We start from the raw sequence: 20,601 nt of genomic DNA on the forward strand, positions 1-20,601 counted from the left end.
TCTCTTCTTAATACTCTTACTTGCTTACTATTCGTCTATGGATAGCATGTTCAAGCCCAGCTCCGCCAGTTGTTCACTAAGCAAAGAAAGCGGCAAACCCACCACGTTAAAATAGCATCCTTCGATGGAATCAACAAATGTTGCGCCCAAACCCTGAATGGCGTATGCCCCTGCCTTGTCAGAAGGCTCGCCTGTCCGTATATAGGCATGAATGGCATCTGGTCCAAGCTGCTTCATCTTCACCTTCGTACGGCGATGCCGCGTAATTACACGTCCATCCTCACCTGATATACAAGCAACACCCGTATATACTTCATGAGTTCGGCTCTGAAGCATACTCAGCATCCGGTAAGCATCCTGCTCGTCCTTTGGTTTGCCAAGCACTTCTCCGCCGAGCACGACAATCGTATCACTGCCTACTACGATGGCTCCTGCCAGATCGGAATCATAAGAATCATAGACAGCTTTTGCTTTGCGGTAGGCAAGTTCTTCTACAATTTGCTGAGGTGTGTAGTCTTCTGGTGTATCTTCCGGGGCGTGGCTAGGGCGAACTTCAAACGAAAGACCAAGCGTCGCTATTAGTTCCCGGCGTCTTGGAGACGTGGAGGCGAGTATAATCCGCTGCTTTTTCAAGAGATGAACTCCTTCGTAAGAATGATAATGTTATTCGCATGTGTTACATATCTTTTTTAGTCTGTGGTTACTCCTGCTCAAGCTTCTGTACTACATCAATTGTGTGATAATAAAAAGCTATAGTTTCCGGTAAAGCCAAATCGCAAAAACAACCCCTAACAGACTGAGCAGGCTGATCTTCAATTGAATGTTAAGATGATAGCTAATGATGTCGAAATTTGCCTTTGGCGACCAGCTGATCGTCGTTGCATTCGTTAAAAAAGAAAGAGCCTCAAACTGCTCTAAGCCTTTGGATATGGATGCTCCAATCAACCAACCGAGGAGCAGAAACAAGATGAATATTCCGAAGTTTTTTTTCATTCTACTCTTCCCTCGCCATATTTTGACACCTTCATTATTATACGGGAACCTAGACGTAAGTACAAACAGAAATCCGACATGGGGAACTATTTCCAGTCCCATGCCGGATAAGCGCACATACTATGCTTGTTTGATGATTTCAAGCAGTTGTTTTTCGAGCAGTATATAATTCATGATCTGTGATTGTACTTTCCAAATATGTTCTTTGGAAGGATTTTTATTATATTCTGTAACAGCTGTGACTGCCGTATTCATAGCGGCTTCCATTTGAAGCTCGACAGACTCACTTTCCGCCGGCAAGCCGGTTCTGACCTTAGCTACAGTGCCTGTCCAGTACTGATGAGCGTCTGTGACAGCATTCATATCCGCTTCAGACAGTGCATTCTGTTCCTGCTGACCCAGCTGCCTGATTGATAAAGAGGTCAATATTTCTGCAACCGCCCGGCTGGAACTAAAAAACTCGGCAACCGTGCTCCGATCACCTGAAAACTGAAGGCTTGTCAATTCAGGAAGTTGAATCTCACGTACGTACAGCTCTACCCCTTCCGTTCTTAACTGATTGCTGATAAGTTTGGCATCCTCACGATCGGCTGAAACTCCGGCATACACACGCAGCTCATCCAAAGGATCGCTTCCTGCCGCTATACCCGCTGACGCGAGCTCCGCTTTGGCTTGTTCAGCACCTTCAGGACTGCTGAACACTCCGTACTGGAGCATATAGTAGTTTACAGCTGGGATGGTTGCAGCCGCTGTAACTGTAAGATCCGTAGAGTCTTGGGTCACACCTGATGATGCAGGAACTGTTACAGGCGAAACTGTGTTTGAGGTGTTCTCAGAATTCAACATGGACATCGCAACAAATCCGAACATGACACCTGTAACGACTGCAGCGATAATGGATCCAGCCAGTTTCCACACATTTCGCGGTCCCCGGTACATTGTGTAATTTTCACTTGCATGATCCATATAGAAACGATCCTGATCCTCCAGTTCCTCATATGAATCACGGTGCTGCTTGTCTTTCTCTTGCGGGTCTTTGTAGTGCTCATGACCTGCAATAATAGGTACAGAGGAATAAGATCCAAAAGGCTCTTCCCAATCTTCGTATATTCTCCGATCCACGTAAGCACCATCTATAGCGAAGCTTTCGGTCCGACCTTCTTCTTGCCGCTCGTCAAGAGGAAGGCTCATCCCGGTCTGCAGCGGGATGGTGATCTGCGGCATTTCAGCAGGAACATCGTCTGTTACATAGCGGTTCGCAGTTGTTCTCTCCTTGCTGAGCTTCTGTTCATCGCCAGACTTCACTATGCCTGATTCGAGCTTGGCAGCAGGCTTGTCCTCATTGAAACGAAATGTCATTCTAGCTTTGTTCAAGGCTAAACCACCCTCCTCTTGTCCTTTCTAACAGCTATATGTGCTTAATAGAGGAGTTATGCAAAAAAAGCACCGTTTCTGTAATTAAAGAAACGGTGCTTGGTATAACACAAACTGTAAATCGGATCTTACTTGATTCCTTTGGCAAGCTCATAGCCTGCCTTCCAAATATCTCCGGCTCCCATTGTAAGAACGAGATCTCCAGGCTGCAAACGATGCTCGAGCTGCTTAACAACATCCTCTTTGGAAGGAATATATGCGGCATTTGGATTGCTGTTGAGCTTGATCAAATCTACCAGCTTGGAGGAATGTACACCCTCAATCTGTTTCTCTCCTGCAGGGGAGAAGATGTCGGTAATAATAACCTCATCTGCTTCTCCAAATGCACGGCTGAACGCATCCAGCAGGAAGAAGGTACGTGTGTAGCGCTGCGGCTGAAAGACCGCGATAATCCGTTTTCCTGTCGCTTTGGCAGCACTGATCGTCGCTTCAATCTCCGTTGGGTGATGCGCATAATCATCAATAATGAGAATATCACGTGCTTCTCCCAATACTTGAAATCTCCGCTTCGCCCCGCTGAATTTCACAATTGCCTTCACAATTGACTCAAACGGAATGCCTGCCTCGAGACAAGAAATGACTGTCGCCATTGCATTGCTCACATTATGTCTCCCGGGTACAGACAACTCAACGGTTCCAAGAGGCGCACCTCTATGATTCATCGTAAATGATATATGGCGATCGCCGAGCTCAATATCCGTTGCAGTATAATCTGCTTCTGCATCTATCGCATAAGTAATGATGTTGGATTTGAGCTGTGGCATGATGCTCTGAATGTTCTCATCATCTGCACAGACAATCGCACAGCCTTCCGGCTTGACTTGATTCAAGAATTTGACGTAAGCATTCTTCAGCTCATTAAAATCATTGTTGTAATTCTCCATATGATCGGCTTCAAGATTCGTTACGATGCCAAGCCAAGGGTGATACTGCAGGAAGGAGCCGTCGCTCTCATCCGCCTCAGCTACAACATGCTCGCCCTTGCCCGCCTTGGCATTCGTACCAAGGTTCATGATTTCTCCGCCGATAATATAGGTCGGGTCTACGCCGCACTCCTCCATAACGAGCGCAATCATGGAAGAAGTGGTAGTCTTACCGTGCGCACCAGCAACGGCTACTCCCTTACGTTCATTCAGTAGTCTTGCAAGCATTTGAGCACGATGAAGAATAGGGATGTTCAGCTGCTCAGCTTCAACGCGTTCCACATTGTCCTTGGAAGCCGCTGTTGAATACACAACCAAATCCGCACCATGGACTTGTTCCGGCGTATGCCCTATATATATTGTTGCTCCCTTAGCGGCAAGCTTTTCAGTGAGCTCCTGGGATACGACATCCGATCCCGTGACGGTATATCCCATTTCCAGCATAACTCTTGCAATGGCGCTCATCCCATAGCCGCCGATACCGATAAAATGTACATGTTCCGAAGTGTTTAACAAATTTTCACCAACCTTTTTCAGAATCGGTTTGATGCAGAAGGGCGGCCCTTACATCGGCAATTAAATATAATGTGCCGGACACAACCCCCAGATCTTCCGCTTCCGTCCGTAACTTAAGTATGCTCAATGCTTGTTTCCATGAAGGTTCTACGATGATGTCAAGGTTTGGTTTGGCATAGGATGGACGAAGCTCTTCTACCATATTTTTTAACTGGGCCGCGTCCATTTTACGTCGGAAATCTGGCTCAGTCAGGATAAGCGTATCCACTAGTGGCAGTATATGCTCAAAATACAATTTGTGATGCTTATTCTTCAGCATGCCCATCATTAAAATTAGTTTCCGCTCAGGATATAGATCCTTGATGCTCTGTGCCAGCATCTCAGCCCCCTCAGGGTTATGTGCTCCGTCCAGAATGAGAAGCGGCTCGTCGGACACCTTCTCGAAACGGCCTGCCCAAGAGGCAAGTCGGAAACCTTTCTGCAAATCTTCCTCTTCCATATAGAACGCCATGTATTGGCGCAGCACTTCAAGTGTCATCAAAGCCCCAGCGGCATTGGCACATTGATGCTTGCCCTGCAATGTAAGCTCGACATCAAGTTCACGAAACGGTCCTCTAAAATGCAATTTCTGTCCATCCTTATTAACCTGAACCTGCTCATATGTAAACTGGTCACCAGCAAGATATAAGGTGGATTTCTGTTTCTCTGCGACCTCACGAATGACTTGAATCGCTTCCGGCTGCTCTACTAGACTGACGACAGGAACGCCGGGTTTAATAATTCCTGCCTTTTCAGCTGCGATTTGGCTGATCGTATCTCCAAGAATATCTGTGTGGTCCATTCCAATATTGGTGATCACGGAAATAATGGGAGTCACGATATTTGTTACATCAAGCCTTCCCCCGAGTCCAGTCTCCCATACCACCACATCGGGATAGCACACCTCAGCATAATACAGAATTGCAAGCGCCGTCGCAACCTCAAACATAGTGGGAGACCCAAGCTCCGTCTCAGCCACTTCCTCTACCAACGGATGAAGGCGTCTTGCAAGCACCAGTAAAGTTTCTTCAGGGATGTCATTCCCGTTGTACTGAAACCGATTCGTAAACTTGGTAATATACGGTGAAGTGAATGTACCTACATCGTAACCGGACTGTCTTAAGGCCGACGTCAAAAAGGCACAGGTAGACCCTTTTCCGTTTGTTCCTGCGACATGGATAAACTTCAGATGTTTATGGGGATTACCCAGCTTAGACAAGAGCAATTCAATGCGGGAAAGTCCAGGTCTGATTCCAAACGGAATAAGATTGTTGATCCAAGCGACCGCGTCATTATACGTATTCAGCGGAGCAGCCGTACTATTTCCAGTGGTTCGATCCATATGATTCACCTTCTAAGTATAAAGTAAGTAAGAGAGAGGCATCCCTTACGTTAATAGGAACACCTGCCGTCTCTTATTAATTAATTTTGAAGTTCGTCAATCCGTGCAATCACTTTTGTCCGCTTATCAGAATAATCTGCAAGCTTCGCGCGCTCTTCTTCGATTACTTTCTCAGGTGCTTTGGATACAAAGCCCTCGTTGCCCAGCTTCTTCTCAATCCGCATTACTTCCTTATCCAGTGTTTCCTTCTCTTTCGTAAGACGCGCAATCTCTTGATCGATGTCAATCAAACCTGCAAGAGGGAAATACAGCTCGGCGCCGGAGATTACAGCAGTCATCGCTTTCTCTGGTGTAGACAGCTCTGTTCCTGTAGATAGTTCTGAAGTATTACAGAAGCGACGAACATAAATCAGGTTGTTGTCAATAATATTCAGACCGTCCTGACCGCTTGCATTAATGTGCAATTCAACCTTTTTGCTCATCGGAACATTAACTTCAGCACGAATATTACGCACTGCACGGATAAGATCCATCAGCATATTCATCTCGGCAACGGCCTTATCGTTAACAAAGGCCTCATTGAATTCCGGCCAAGATGCCAAAGTAATGGTCTCGCCCTCATGCGGAAGGTGCTGCCAGATCTCCTCGGAGATAAATGGCATAAACGGATGGATCAGGCGCATGGTCTGATCAAGTACATAGGCGAGAACGGATTGTGTTTTGCGTTTTGCATCCGCATCTTCACCGTATAATGAAAGCTTGGAGAACTCAATGTACCAGTCACAGAGATCATCCCATATGAAGTTATACAATGTACGGCCCGTTTCTCCGAATTCATATGCATCCATCAGACGGGTTACGTCTTTGGCTGTTTCGTTCAAACGATGCAAGATCCAGCGGTCCGCTGTAGTCAGCTCACCCGTAATATCAATGTCTTCCACCTTGAAGCCTTCCAGGTTCATCAGCGCAAAGCGGGAGGCATTCCAGATCTTGTTCGCAAAGTTGCGGGCCTGCTCAACACGTTCCCAGCGGAAGCGCAGATCCTGACCTGGAGTAATCCCTGTAGAGAGCATGTAGCGCATCGCGTCTGTTCCATATTTTTCGATAACTTCAAGTGGATCTACTCCGTTGCCCAGTGACTTGGACATCTTGCGTCCTTCAGAATCACGAACGAGTCCATGCATCAGAACATCCTTGAACGGAATCTCATCCGTAAATTCAAGTGCGGTAAAGATCATACGTGCTACCCAGAAATAAATGATATCATATCCCGTTACAAGTACAGAGGTTGGATAGTAACGCTTCAGGTCCTCTGTCTCTTCCGGCCAGCCGAGTGTAGAGAACGGCCACAGTGCTGAACTAAACCAAGTGTCGAGTACGTCTTCGTCCTGACGAAGCTCCTGCGATCCGCACTTCGGACAAGCCGTCATATCCTCGCGGCTGACATGAATTTCACCACAAGCATCACAATACCACGCAGGAATGCGGTGTCCCCACCACAGCTGACGGGAAATACACCAATCGCGAACATTCTCAATCCATTGTAAATAAGTTCTTTCGAAGCGATCAGGAACAAAGTTAACTCCTTTACCGCTCTTCTGTGCTTCAATTGCACGTTCCGCAAGCGGCTGCATGGCTACAAACCACTGAGTGGATAAGTAAGGCTCTACAACCGCACCAGAACGTTCACTATGGCCAACTTGATGTGTATGGTCTTCAATGTTAATCAATACTCCGGATTCTTTGAGATCAAGAGCGATTTGCTTGCGGCAGTCACTGCGATCCAGTCCTTGATACTTGCCGGCTTCTTCATTCATTTTACCGGACTCATCCATCACGGTGATTTGCGGCAAATCATGACGCAGACCCACTTCAAAATCGTTAGGATCATGGGCGGGTGTAATTTTTACAGCACCACTGCCAAACGTTTGGTCCACATACTCATCCGCGATCACCGGTATTTCACGACCAATAATCGGAAGCACGAGGGTCTTACCAATCATGTCCTTGTAACGATCATCTTCGGGATGTACAGCCACTGCGGTATCCCCAAGCATTGTTTCCGGACGTGTTGTCGCAACAGTAATCGATCCGCTTCCGTCTTTTAGCTCATATTTTAAATGGTACAAATGTCCCTGTACCTCTTTGTATTCAACCTCAATGTCAGACAAAGCCGTACGTGCAGCAGGATCCCAGTTGATAATGCGTTTGCCGCGGTAAATGAGCCCTTTTTCGTACAGTTTAACAAATACTTCGCGAACCGCCTTGGATAGACCTTCATCCAACGTAAACCGCTCACGGGAATAATCAAGCGATAGCCCCATCTTCGCCCATTGGGAACGAATCGTGTTCGCATATTCTTCCTTCCAGTCCCATACCTTCTCAAGGAATTTCTCACGGCCCAGATCATAGCGGGACACGCCGCCTTCTCTAAGCTTCTGTTCTACCTTCGTTTGTGTAGCAATTCCTGCATGGTCAGAGCCTGGAAGCCAGAGTGCATCGTAGCCCTGCATTCTTTTGGCTCGAATAATGATATCTTGCAGCGTAAAGTCTAGTGCATGCCCGATATGAAGAATACCCGTAACGTTGGGCGGAGGGATGACGATCGTAAAAGGCTTGGCATCCTTGCGCTGACCTGCCTTGAAAAATTCATTATTCATCCAATATGGATACCATTTCTGTTCCGCTGCACGCGGATCGTAAGTTGTCGACATTTCCGTCTGATTCGGATTTGCTGTCGGTTCTGACATCATACATTCCTCCAATTATCTTCGTTTAACACATTCTTGAAAATACAAAAAGACCCTTCATCCTCAAAGGACGAAAGGCCATTCTTTCGCGGTACCACCTTTGTTTCATACCCGAGCAGGTCAGAATTCACTTGTAAAGAGAAAACATATCTCGATATGACACTCCATTAGGCAGATAACGGCTGCTACCGGCCGCATTCTAGCTTCCTCATCCTACAAGAAAGTTCAAAAGGGCAACTCACGGGCGACTTCGGTACAGCTCGCTATCCTGCGGAATTTCACACCATATCAATTCCACTCTCTGAAGGGCTTCACTGCCTACTATTCCCGATCCAAGTCGTTAGATTAATTACAGTTGTTATTCATTGTATTCCCAATCCTACAGTCATCATACATTTCTTTTGTGCAATTCGTCAACCGGGCATTAGACCTTTCATGACAAAAAAAGAGAGTCCCCGATTCAAACCGGGAACTCTCCTGTATGCCAGCTCTCCTATGGAATATACAATACCTGGCCTTCCTCAACCGATTGCTCGGACAGACGGTTATATAGCTGCAACTCACGCGTACTGAGCTGATATCGGTCTGCAATGGTCTCAAGCGTTTCTTCACGCTGCACGATACAGAGTCTAACCTTCTTGAATGGTGTTTGCTCTGCGCCTCTTCCGAGAAACAGACTCTTCCATTGAACTTCCTCTGCAGGTTCTTCATCACGCTGTTCGATCGGAAACTCCTGTTCAAGCTGCAAGACCTCTTCTGCAGTCCTGGACTTTTGTAGGAGAGAAGTAATTCCATAGGAGCCTTGTGCTGATGTTTCGCCTGATTTTTTGGTTCCAAAGGCAACCTTCAATTCGGGCTTCTCTTCGGAAGGATCAGGCTGCGGCACATCTGCTTCGAGCAAGACCTCCTGCGCTTCCTGCTCTCGTGGAATGGAGTCTGCCTCAAGTTCATTCCCCTCACCACCATCGCCGGATGCCTCATCAATCAAATCAGGAGCTGTGCCAGCATCTGTCTCAGCGTTCACAGCTGGAGCTGCGTCACGGTCTGCTCCTACAACTACAGCAGGCTCAAAGCTCCACACCTCTGGAGATGAGTATGCTTCCGGCTGTTGATTAACGGATGCGAGCTCACCATATTGATTCGATGGGTCATCTTGTACCCGATCCGTCTCTTCTTCATCCTCGTCATATTGTTCATCTACGCTCTCTATTGCATTGTGTGGTGCCTGTGGCTGTGCTTCTTCCCGATTCACTGAATCATGGACAGACTCCGCTTCATACGGCAGTGACCATGCATCAATATTCTCTGTCGTAGTCGGCTCGGATACGGAAGCCTCATATGGCGTATGCAAAAAAGGCCTTGAAGGTGAGTACGCTCCAGCTTCCGTTTCAGATTGAAATTCAGTTGCCGATTCCGCATCCGACAGGATTGCTTCTTGTTGTTCTGAATCCGGTATGGATGGATCTCGATTATACGGATTGTATCCCGAATACAGTGGATTAGCTGGCGCCTCTTCCTCACCTGAATTGGAATGAACAACCGTAAACTCCTCTGGATTCCAGTCAGAGGTTTCTTCTGCCGGTCCAATTCCTTCAATTCCGCGCAAAGAGAGCACGCCCGTAATGTTCAGACTGCGCGTCGACAAGAGATCCACGTCGAAGTTCTCAATCTCCACTGCAATATCATCAATGGATGCGACACGGCTGAGTGGAATCGTAATCTCAACAGGAATCTGATGAGACAGCTCCTCCTGCTGATTGTTCTCTCCTTGATAAATACCGGACAACAGTAAGTGTCCACGTAGCGCAGCGTGCTCCTGCTCCGAGACAACCTGTATGCGAGGATACAATTCAATCTCATCCAGCTCACTTATGGCAGGAACATCCTCGGGTAAATGAACACGCTCGTAAATATCAAACCGAAGTCCATACGGCGGGTTTAACATAGCGCTAGTCCTCCTTTCACAGCATATATTCACCATGAGATTTTCATAGCTTTACGTCATGTTACACAAGTCATTTCAAGATGCTTCTCGTGTACATGTATATGCATCTGTCAGAGGACTCATACCATTCATCCGTGGATTCATATTTTTATTTACACTTTTAGCGAATCATACAAATCAATCATATCCTGAGGCCAAGAGGCTATCACTGTAAGCAGCTCTCCCGTAAAAGGGTGCTGAAAGCTGAGCTCTTCTCCATGTAGCGCCTGTCTGCGAATTCCCTCTCTCATGCCGCCGTACAGCGTATCGCCAAACAAGGGATGTTCCAAATGGCTGAGGTGCACCCGAATTTGATGCGTTCTACCTGTCTCCAGACGAAGCCGAACCACTGTTGCTCCTCTTAGTCTTTCTGATGTCTCCATATGAGTTACGGCATGCTGACCTGTAGGGGAGACTCTTCTTCTCTGTTTGTGATGCCTGTCCTTACCGATCGGCAAGTCCATCGTCTCTTTATTTTGTGCTACGATTCCGTGAACGATAGCTACATATTTGCGCTCAATCTGCTTAAGCTGCATCATGGCATTCAGCTTAAGCTCTGCATAGCGGTTCTTCGCATACAGCACCGGACCTGACGTATCCACATCCAGCCGATGGATATGTTTCACCGCGACCTCAAGCCCGCTTGCCTGGTAATATCCAGCCACCGCATGATCAAGTGTCACTATTCCGTCCTGACGCTCACTTCCATCTGGATGAATTGGCATGCCTACCGGCTTGTTTACAACAAGACAAAAATCATCCTCATACAGCACATCCAGCCCTACATATCGCGGTGTAATTCCATACGGTGCCGGAGGAAAAAGGGCCAGCCGAAGCCGGTCCCCTGCAAGTTGAATACCGCTATTAGCTCTAAGCTCGTGCAAGAGCTTCTCGGGCATACCCAGTTCCTCAAGCAGCCACTTCTCGGCGGCCATACTCCGATCATCCTGGGAGAGCACTTTTTTGCCTGGCATCAGCTCAGCCCAGTCTCCTCTTTTCTTATATTTCATCATAAAGCCTTCAGCGCATTATAATTCGCTTCAATCGTATCATCGATATCCTGGACACTATGCACCCCGGAGATGAACATCCCCTCGAATTGAGAAGGGGCTACGCTGATTCCTTCCTGAAGCATATGGCCAAAGTAAGCTCGGAAATGATCCAAATTGCTTGATTTGGCAACGTCATAATTCGTGACTTCTTGATCTGTAAAGAATGGACATACCATCGATCCGACCCTATTGATCGTTACAGGAACGCCCAGCTCCTTCGCATTCTTCTCAAAGCCGGCAGCAAGCCTAGCGCCCAGCTCTTCGAGACGAGTGTATACTTCTTCGTTAAGAAGCTTAAGTGTCGTATAACCTGCAACCATGGCCAGCGGATTACCGCTGAGTGTACCTGCTTGATAGATTGGGCCGACCGGAGCTACCTGCTCCATAAGGTCTCGTCTGCCGCCATATGCGCCAACAGGCAAGCCGCCGCCAATGACCTTGCCGAGACATGTCAAATCCGGGATTACACCGAACCGGCCTTGTGCGCTATGAAGTCCTACCCGGAAGCCTGTCATGACCTCGTCAAAAATAAGCAGGCTGCCGTAATCTATGGTAATCCGGCGCAGCCCTTCAAGGAATCCCGCAGCTGGCGGCACAACGCCCATGTTGCCTGCCACAGGCTCTACGATGATCGCAGCAATCTGTTCCCCAAATTTATCAAAGGCCAAGCGAACCGATTCCAGATCATTGTAAGGAACCGTAATGGTGTTGGCAGCGACTCCTTCAGGTACACCGGGGCTGTCCGGAAGTCCAAGAGTGGCTACACCAGAACCTGCCTTGATCAGCAAGCTGTCAGCGTGTCCATGGTAGGAGCCTTCAAATTTCAGAATTTTGCTTCTGCCTGTTGCCCCACGAGCAAGTCTGATCGCGCTCATCGTGGCTTCCGTGCCCGAGTTCACCATACGAACAACATCGATCGATGGTACGCGCTCGCATACCAGCTTGGCCATTTCCGTCTCAATCAGTGTCGGCGCGCCAAAACTTGTTCCCTTTACAGCCGTCTCCTGGATCGCGGATATCACTTCCGGGTGGGCATGTCCCATTATAAGGGGGCCCCAAGAAGCCACATAATCAATAAAAGAATTACCATCAATATCATAGATTCTAGAACCTATACCATGGTCTGCGTAAACAGGAGTTAAACCTACAGATTTAAATGCACGTACCGGACTATTCACACCGCCAGGCATATATTGTTTTGCTTCTTCAAAAGCGGTACGGGAACGTTCCTCCCGGCGCGGCTGACGAATCTGTTCACTCATTCTCAAACCTCTCTCCTCTGTTATCCAATTTTATTGCAATAGTGTAGCTCTTCTAAATAATCAACGTACTGACAGCCAGCGGGCTGCGTCTTTGCCGTAATACGTAATAATCATATCCGCTCCTGCACGCTTCATGCTGAGCAGGATTTCCATGGCCACCTTCTCTTCATCAATCCAGCCGTTGATTGCCGCGGCCTTGACCATTGCATATTCACCGCTAACGTTATATGCTACCAGCGGCAGATCAAACTGGTCCTTAATTGTGCGCATTACGTCCAGGTAAGATAAAGAAGGCTTCACCATCAGCATATCTGCTCCTTCAAGAACATCCGTCTCTGCTTCACGCAGCGCTTCCCTTGCATTAGCCGGATCCATCTGGTAAGCTTTGCGATCACCATACTGAGGTGCCGAATCTGCTGCCTCGCGAAAAGGTCCGTAGAAGCCAGAAGCGTATTTCACCGAGTAAGACATAATTGGAATGTGAGAGAATCCTGCTTCATCAAGTCCTGCACGAATCGCACCTACGAAACCGTCCATCATGTTGGATGGTGCAATAATATCAGCCCCTGCTTCAGCCTGGGACACAGCGGTCTTAACCAGAAGCTCAAGTGATTCATCATTCAGAACATCCACGCATACATGACCATCCCGCTCATGGGTATGAATCATGCCGCAATGACCGTGATCCGTGAATTCGCATAGACAGGTATCTGCGATCACGAGCAAATCTGGATACCAGGATTTGATGAGCCTGGTCGCTTCCTGCACAATTCCATTCTCGGCATACGCGGAAGAGCCTACTGCATCCTTCGTATCTGGAATCCCAAACAGAAGCACAGCCGGAATGCCAAGTTCAGCAATCTCCTGCACTTCCTCTTTCAGCGTATCGAGTGAAAAACGGTACACTCCCGGCATAGACGAAATTTCTTGTTTAACCCCTGTACCGTATGTAACATAAATCGGTTGTATAAAATCACTAACATTCAAATGTGTTTCACGCACCATACTGCGAATAGCGGCCGATTGCCGTAATCTGCGATGCCTTACGATTGGAAATCCCATTGTGAATAACCCCTTTCTCTAGTTCGTCTAACTCGTATCTTAAATCTAAACAACATGAACATCTTCGTTAATATGACACAGCGCATCAGCCAAGCTCTCAACTGTTGCCTCTTCTGAAACGATGCTGACATGGAGTCCAGAACTTGTTGCCGTTTCTGCAGTAACAGGGCCGATGCAGGCTACGTGAACATTTTTAAATAAAGAAGCAGGCTGTTCATATCCCATCCGTTCTAATAGCGTTAGGAGATGAGTCACCGTTGAAGAGCTGGTGAACGTGACAGCGTAGACTTTTCCCTTTTGCAAGAGTCCAATCAGCTCATCATCCTGCTCCTCAGGAATGACCGTTTCATATACACTGACGCTGTTTACTTCAAGCCCCTTCTCCCTTAGTTTCTCGGAGAGCCAAGGACGAGCTAGGTTACCTGAGGGCAGCAGCACCTTTTGTCCTGGGAGCAGCTCGGCATCAAAGGTATCCATCAGTCCTTCCTGCTGATAAGAACCTTGGACCTGCTCCGCCAAAATGCCTTTGTCACGAAGCACTTTCTTCGTCGACGGACCAATGGCCACAATTCTTGCACGATAGAGTGAGCGTATATCTTTCTTCTGCTCCTCCATCGCTCTAAAGAAATGCTCTACTCCATTCACACTCGTAAATATGACCCAGTCATACTGCTCTAACTGATCTAGCGCTTCTGCTATTTGCTCCCTATGATGATCCGTTTGTACAGGAACCGTTTCAATAACAGGCAGCTCATAAGGCTCTCCACCCAATTCCTCAATCCGCGAAACAAGCTCGCTTGCCTGACTTCTTGCCCTTGTCACAAGTATTCTTTTGCCGAAGAGAGGCATTAATTCAGCCCACTGCAGCCGTTCACGCTGCTTGACCACATCGCCAACAACAATGACGCCGGGCGGACGGAATCCGTGCTCCTGGACCTTGTGCTCAATATCCTCAAGCGTGCCCACTAGTGTATCCTGCTCTGCCCAAGTTCCCCAGCGAATCAGCGCTACAGGCGTATCCTTGGGTCTGCCATGATCTATCAGCTGCTTACTGATATAGCCGATATTCGCAACCCCCATCATAAATACCAGAGTTCCTGTAGCGTTCGTTACCTTGTCCCAATAAATCGCTCTATTTAGCTTATCAGGACTCTCATGTCCCGTAATAATCGAAATGGATGATGCATAATCCCGATGTGTGACAGGAATACCGGCATAGGCTGGTACACTGATCGCAGAGGTAACTCCTGGCACGATCTCAAACGGGATATCATGTTGCCGAAGCAGCTCCGCCTCCTCACCGACCCTTCCAAAAATGGTCGGGTCCCCGCCTTTTAAACGAACGACTGTTTTGCCTTCATGAGCGAGATCGACAAGCAGCTGATTGATATCCTCCTGCTTCATTGTGTGACGGTTTGTTTTCTTGCCGACATAGATTTTGGCAGCTCCAGGCTTCATAATCCGAAGCAGTCTAGGACTGGCTAGGCGATCATAGACTACCGCATCTGCCTTCTGAATACACTCCCAGCCTTTTACTGTAATAAGCTTTGCGTTACCCGGTCCCGCACCCACGAGATATACCTTTCCTGCCATTTCCTCATCCCCTTACATCTGCCAGTATCTTCTCTGCGCCTTTTTGAATCAAGCGTTCAGCAACTTCCTCCCCAAGACGTTCAGGATCGCTCCCAATGAGCGTCTCTTTAAGCACTGTCGATCCATCCGGTGTGCCAACCATACCCGTTAGCTGGATAAGCTGCTTATCAACAGCCTCTCCTTGCTGAGAAGCCCAAGTTGCATACGCCCCAATGGGTACTTGACAGCCTCCGTTCAACACATTTAGAAATCTCCGTTCAGCTGCAACCGGGATTGCCGTCTCCCGATCATTGTATAAACTGAGTAAATGAAGGAGTTCCTGGTCATCCTTCCTGCATTCAATACCGAGCGCGCCTTGTCCTACCGCTGGCAGACAAGTGTCCGGAGACAAATAAGCCGTTATCCGATCTTCCCATCCCATTCGAGAAAGCCCCGCGGCAGCGAGAATGATGGCATCAAAGCCTTCTGTCTCAAGCTTGCGGAGTCTGGAGTCAATATTGCCTCGAATCCATTCAATTTGAAAGTCGGGACGGTAGGCTTTGAGCTGAGACGCTCTGCGCAAACTGCTCGTCCCAACTTTTGCGCCTTGGGGCAGCTCATCCAGTGAGGATCCGGTTCTGGATATTAATGCATCTCTTGGATCCTTCCGGCTCGGCACTGCACCGGTAGTCAATGGTTCAGGAAGCACAGATGGCATATCCTTCATGCTATGTACAGCCATGTCAATCTCGCCGTTCATCATGGCCTGCTCAATTTCTTTTACGAACAGCCCCTTGCCCCCGACTTTGGATAAAGTGACATCCAGAATTTGATCGCCCTTAGTTACAATCTTCTTGACCTCAAAATCAAAGGGAAGCCCGTGATGCTTGCATAGGTTCTTCAAATCATCAATGACATGCCCTGTCTGTGTTAGAGCCAGTGCGCTTTGTCTGCTTCCTACTACAATCGTTCGCATTGTTAATTACCCCTCCTGATTGTCTGCAATCCATTTATTCATCCGTTCATCGGACCATAATTCATAATGTCCATTTCTAATTTCCGCTAATATGTCTAACTCTAATACTTTTTGAAGCAGATGTCTTCTCCGGACTGGGTCCTGAATACGGAGCAGGATGAGTTGACGAATATGATGCAAAAAATCAAAGTACATACTGTACTCATCACCATAATCTTGCTCCAGCTGTTTCTTAATTTGTGCTACAGCTCCTGGACTTGACCCCGAAGCTGACACAGCGATGGCCAGCCTGCCTCGGCGCAGAACACTCGGTGTAATAAAATCACCTGTGCGCGGCTCATCTGCGCTATTCACCAAAGCGCCGGTCTCTTTCGCTTCCTTAACCACCTGTTGGTTGATATCCGCTTGATTCGTAGCTGTATATACAAGAAAAGCCCCTCTCAGGTCTCCCTGACGGTAGGGCCTTTGAATCCAGGAGACTTCTCCCTGCTGAGCCAGCTGAAGAAGTCTCTCGGTCATCGTGGGACTGATGATCGTAATGTTTGCTCCTGAATTAAGAAGTCCACTAACCTTACGCTCAGCCACTGGACCACCGCCAATAACAATGACAGTACGACCAGAGCAATCAAGCCATATCGGAACATAAGCTTGCTCCATTTACTTCACTCTCCTGTCCAGCGGTGAAATACAGACCAAGCATTACTGATAAAACTAATGATAACAAATACATATCCTATAAGCGTCCACCGTGCCATAACATGGGGGGCATGACCATTATATCGTTTTGAAATGAAGTACCCTAAATAGATACATAATGCAATTAACGTAGAGAGGACTTTGGCATCGAGTAATAATGGCCAGCGCTTCTCTGCCATAATCGATAATACGGCAAGCATGACCGAAACACCTAGCATCGGGGTCCCGATTGAGCTTGACTTGTTCATGTACATATAGAGCATTTCAAGACTCGGCATGCGCCGCATCGTGTCGCCCCATTGCTTCGATTTAAGTCTGAAATGCAGAAACAGATAGATCGCAGCAAATACAGCAGCGAGCGTTAATGCAGCAAACCCCAGATTAGCAAGAGCGATGTGCATGACAAGAAGCCCATGTACAGTCTGCCAATTGAGCTTAGGATTCACGATGGGGGCAAGCCAAAAATCACTGAGCACCAAAGCACTGAAACCGACAACATTCAGTAGGAATACGATATATTCCGATTTCCTGAATCTCGTCATGATTAGAGAGGTGATGACGATGCTAAACGTGAATAGAAATACAAAATCATACATCGAATATATCGGAATATGTCCCAGATCAAGGGTGCTTAGAATCAAGTACATTAGCTGCATCAGGAACACGACAACAAGAAGCCCTGTGCCCATCCGCTTCGCACTCGTATTGCGTCGAATGCAATCCGAGAAATAAAACAGAAGGCTCAGGGCATAAATATAAATCAGCATAGTGTGAATCGTATCTACTGTAGACACTTCTTACACCTGCCTTACAGGCTCACTGGAACATATGCAATCCGTGAAGGTGCTTGCTCTACCTCACGACCAGGCTCCGTGGCCGGCTTCATATTCACTCTTGATGGCACAGAAGACTCTTCCTTGTCTTCCGGCTCTTCCTCAAGACCAAACAGGGTAGTGAACATCGATAATACATCTTCAGCATTCTTATCCACTGCTATTTCTTTTATACGATTAATGGGCTCATGCGTCATTTGATTAAGCATACTCTTCGTCAGTCTCCGAATCACTTTACGTTGACGCTCATCCAGCTCAGGCAACTTGTTAAACAAGCTCTCCAGTGTTTCCTCATGCACACTGTTTGCTTTTTCTTGCAAAGCTCTAATTACAGGACGAACCCCCAATGTTTTGAGCCAATGATTGAACTCGACAATCTCTTCCTCGATAAAGGAATCAATCTTCGCTGCTTCGATCCGGCGCATCTCCAGATTCGTCTCAACCACACCTTCAAGATCATCAATATCATATAAAAAGACGTTGGCGAAATCTGAGATCACGGGATCTATATCCCGCGGCACAGCAATATCGATCATGAATAGAGGACGTGCCTTTCTTCGCTTCATGCTGTCTTTAACCATTTCAGCCGAGATAACGAAATCCTTCGCTCCTGTTGAACTGATCAAAATATCGACTTCATGAAGACGGGTAAACGCCTGCTCCATGGTGCATGCGGTTCCGTCAAATTTGGCTGCCAGCTCTTCTGCGCGAGAGAAGGTCCGATTAGCCACAATTACCTCTTCAGCGCCGTTAGCATACAGATGCTGTACCGTGAGTTCGCTCATCTTCCCTGCACCCAGAATCATGACCTTCTTATGATTAAAGGAGCCAAAGATACGCTTACCCAGCTCTACAGCAGCATAGCTGACAGAAACCGCCGCTTCACCAATTGAGGTCTCGCTATGCGCTCTCTTGCCTACGGAGATGGCATGCTTGAACAGCGTATTAAACCATGTTCCGGTAGCCTTCTCGGCTTGAGCTGTTAAGAAGGCGTGCTTAACCTGGCCTAGAATTTGAGTTTCCCCAATCACCATGGAGTCCAGTCCGCTGGTTACCCTAAATAGATGACGTATCGCCTGTTCATCTTCATATATATATAGATGTTGAGTAAACTCCTCGCGAGAAATACCAAACCATTGCTCCATGAAGCTGCGTATAAAATAACCGCACATATGGAGACGATCAACCACCACATACATTTCCGTACGGTTGCATGTAGCAACGATGACGCCTTCCAATACACTGTTTGTCTTCTTGAGCTCTCGGAGCGCTGATGGCAGGTCTCTTTCGTCAAATGTAAAGCGTTCCCTTACTTCTACAGGCGCTGTGCGATAGTTTAACCCAACTGCGACGATGTGCATTGCAAGTTCACCTGCCTCTACAAAAATTCGTAAATACTCGAATCAATTTCATAACTCATTTAAAAAATAAATATAAAACTATAAATAGACAAACTAAAATAATTTTGATCTATATATATTCTTGATTAAAGCAGCTAAAGGGTATTATGAAATTGATTCAATCTATAACATTAATGTGCTATTAACCGTTAGCCATAAGCAGTATTTAGTATAACATATGTACAGTTTCGCCCTAATGCTTTTTATGACATGTTTATGAAATCCTCATCTTTTTAACTTATTGAACCCATTTCATAAACATTGCCTACTTAATTTTACCACCACTTCATTTATTTATACGCTCCACACTTATTTGAAACTTGTTCTAATCAAACGCATAAAAGAGCTAGGAGGATTTCTATTTTATTACATAAAATATATAAAGAACCATGGAAATTCCATGGTTCTTTATATATTTGTATCGTATTATAAATCCGTGTATTATACAAGCTCAATCTGCTGTTTTACAGGTGCTACGACTTCTAATTCACCGTTTCCGCGTACTAATGTCTTTGAAAAAATCTTCTCCGGCTTCAATACGGATACCAGGTAGTCAACAGCAAGCTGCGGGTCCACCGCTTCTCCACAAGTATAACAATCGATCGCGGCAAAACCTCTTTCAGGGTACGTATGAATCGAGAGATGGCTCTCAGACAGCATGACAAGCACAGTAGCTCCCTGAGGTTCAAACTGTCTGGATTGCACGGACAGGATGGTCGCACCGCAAGCATCCGCTGCTTCTACCATCTGTACTTGCAAGAAATCCTCATTGTTCAACAGATCAAAGTCTACTCCCCAAGTGTCAACAGCAACGTGTCTTCCGAAAGTTGTATATTCCATCTTTCGGCTCCCCCTTCCTAGGAATAAAATGTTTGAAAAAATTTCATCCGCTAGGACCTACGTCATTCACTTCCCGAGGGATAAATCTCTCGCAACATACACAATGTCCTGAGTGAATCCTGGTTCCTATATTCTTTTCAACGAGAATAAAAATAACACCTATTCATTACAAATGCAACAGTTTTTTCAAAGAGCAATACAGTATATTTTTTGTGGCCTTCATGTGGAACAGCACGCAAAAAATAAATTTTAACCTGAAACCTTGCTGGAATATATAAAAAGCCCACTCCGTAAGGAGCAGGCCATGGTTTCGATCTAGCATGATGTCTAGGCTTCAAGAGTAAATAGGATAAATGCTTCTATGCGTAACTGCTCATCAATATGACGAATATCCTCCTGGCAAGATACCCTGTTTCTTGCATCAAGCAAATGATTGATGTTGTTCTTCACACGCACAATCTTCTGTTCAACCTCAAGTGATCGGTATTGCTGTTCAATCTCTTGCAAGGAATTCTTATATTCGTATACGATACGAGCTTGGTCTTGTTTGACTTCAATAATCTTGCGAACAGAGCCTTGGGAATAAAAATACATCATGGTAAATCCAGTATACACCCGGTTTTCCATTCCTTCACCCTTAAAAGCAAGAAACAATTTACGTACGATACTCGTCAGCTGAGGATTCACCAGACGGCAAGACAACTCACAGACATATAATCCATCTTCTCGATCAAATGGGAAATATACTTCCTCTCCAGCACCATCACGAAGTACAACATCCTGTCCGCCCTTACCCAGCACCTTCACTCGTTGGTGCTGAAACTGGCTGTCTTCAGCCATCTTTAAAAACTGCTGCATCTGAGGTTCTGTTAATTTCAAAGTGGCTTTAACATATTCTGTGGCTAACCGCTGAGCCATAAAAAAATC

At 46.7% G+C, this 20,601-nt stretch carries 17 protein-coding genes and 1 other annotated feature; all 17 genes read right to left on the bottom strand.

Annotated elements, in window-relative coordinates; genetic code table 11:
* Positions 1-27: 27 nt before the first annotated feature.
* On the bottom strand, positions 28-633 hold the full coding sequence (locus BM415_RS23495) for a Maf family protein (RefSeq protein WP_091161748.1): 606 nt from the start codon (positions 631-633) through the stop codon (positions 28-30).
* Between the two features lie 117 nt (positions 634-750).
* Complete coding sequence (locus BM415_RS23500) at positions 751-993, bottom strand: DUF4321 domain-containing protein (RefSeq protein WP_047914296.1); 243 nt, start codon at positions 991-993, stop codon at positions 751-753.
* 120 nt (positions 994-1,113) lie between these two features.
* Positions 1,114-2,367, bottom strand: coding sequence for an SPOR domain-containing protein (locus BM415_RS23505; RefSeq protein WP_091161750.1), 1,254 nt, complete (start codon positions 2,365-2,367; stop codon positions 1,114-1,116).
* A 128-nt stretch (positions 2,368-2,495) separates the two neighbouring features.
* Positions 2,496-3,866, bottom strand: coding sequence for a UDP-N-acetylmuramate--L-alanine ligase (gene murC, locus BM415_RS23510; protein ID WP_091161751.1), 1,371 nt, complete (start codon positions 3,864-3,866; stop codon positions 2,496-2,498).
* A gap of 4 nt (positions 3,867-3,870) precedes the next feature.
* Positions 3,871-5,247, bottom strand: coding sequence for a bifunctional folylpolyglutamate synthase/dihydrofolate synthase (locus tag BM415_RS23515; RefSeq protein WP_091161753.1), 1,377 nt, complete (start codon positions 5,245-5,247; stop codon positions 3,871-3,873).
* Positions 5,248-5,327: 80 nt separating this feature from the next.
* On the bottom strand, positions 5,328-7,997 hold the full coding sequence (locus tag BM415_RS23520; protein WP_091161754.1) for a valine--tRNA ligase: 2,670 nt from the start codon (positions 7,995-7,997) through the stop codon (positions 5,328-5,330).
* A 63-nt stretch (positions 7,998-8,060) separates the two neighbouring features.
* Positions 8,061-8,341, bottom strand: a binding site (T-box leader).
* 149 nt (positions 8,342-8,490) lie between these two features.
* Positions 8,491-9,942: a LysM peptidoglycan-binding domain-containing protein gene (locus BM415_RS23525; RefSeq protein WP_091161756.1), complete on the bottom strand. Its 1,452-nt coding sequence runs from the start codon at positions 9,940-9,942 to the stop codon at positions 8,491-8,493.
* A 152-nt stretch (positions 9,943-10,094) separates the two neighbouring features.
* Positions 10,095-10,991, bottom strand: a complete 897-nt coding sequence (locus tag BM415_RS23530; RefSeq protein WP_091161758.1) for an RluA family pseudouridine synthase — start codon at positions 10,989-10,991, stop codon at positions 10,095-10,097.
* Positions 10,991-12,295, bottom strand: coding sequence for a glutamate-1-semialdehyde 2,1-aminomutase (gene hemL / locus BM415_RS23535; protein ID WP_091161760.1), 1,305 nt, complete (start codon positions 12,293-12,295; stop codon positions 10,991-10,993). Before hemL ends, BM415_RS23530 begins: the two co-directional genes overlap by 1 nt.
* 60 nt (positions 12,296-12,355) lie before the next feature.
* Positions 12,356-13,357, bottom strand: coding sequence for a porphobilinogen synthase (gene hemB, locus BM415_RS23540; protein ID WP_091161761.1), 1,002 nt, complete (start codon positions 13,355-13,357; stop codon positions 12,356-12,358).
* A gap of 45 nt (positions 13,358-13,402) precedes the next feature.
* Positions 13,403-14,950 carry a uroporphyrinogen-III C-methyltransferase gene (gene cobA, locus BM415_RS23545; RefSeq protein WP_091161763.1) on the bottom strand — a complete coding sequence of 516 codons (1,548 nt, stop codon included), beginning with the start codon at positions 14,948-14,950 and terminating at the stop codon, positions 13,403-13,405.
* 4 nt (positions 14,951-14,954) lie between these two features.
* Positions 14,955-15,905, bottom strand: coding sequence for a hydroxymethylbilane synthase (gene hemC / locus BM415_RS23550; protein ID WP_091161764.1), 951 nt, complete (start codon positions 15,903-15,905; stop codon positions 14,955-14,957).
* 6 nt (positions 15,906-15,911) lie between these two features.
* Entirely contained in the window at positions 15,912-16,562 is a 651-nt protein-coding gene (locus BM415_RS23555; RefSeq protein WP_091161766.1) for a precorrin-2 dehydrogenase/sirohydrochlorin ferrochelatase family protein, read from the bottom strand.
* A gap of 5 nt (positions 16,563-16,567) precedes the next feature.
* Entirely contained in the window at positions 16,568-17,395 is an 828-nt protein-coding gene (gene ccsA / locus BM415_RS23560; RefSeq protein WP_091161767.1) for a cytochrome c biogenesis protein CcsA, read from the bottom strand.
* A gap of 14 nt (positions 17,396-17,409) precedes the next feature.
* The gene (gene hemA, locus BM415_RS23565) at positions 17,410-18,795 is read right to left on the bottom strand and encodes a glutamyl-tRNA reductase (RefSeq protein ID WP_091161769.1); all 1,386 of its coding nucleotides are present in this window, start codon (positions 18,793-18,795) and stop codon (positions 17,410-17,412) included.
* Positions 18,796-19,275: 480 nt separating this feature from the next.
* Entirely contained in the window at positions 19,276-19,674 is a 399-nt protein-coding gene (gene speD / locus BM415_RS23570) for an adenosylmethionine decarboxylase (protein ID WP_091161771.1), read from the bottom strand.
* A 327-nt stretch (positions 19,675-20,001) separates the two neighbouring features.
* Positions 20,002-20,592, bottom strand: coding sequence for a non-ribosomal peptide synthetase module (locus BM415_RS23575; RefSeq protein ID WP_091161773.1), 591 nt, complete (start codon positions 20,590-20,592; stop codon positions 20,002-20,004).
* Positions 20,593-20,601: the final 9 nt, after the last annotated feature.

Origin of the sequence: Paenibacillus sp. 453mf (genome assembly GCF_900116105.1) — a bacterium.
Lineage (GTDB): Bacteria > Bacillota > Bacilli > Paenibacillales > Paenibacillaceae > Paenibacillus > Paenibacillus provencensis.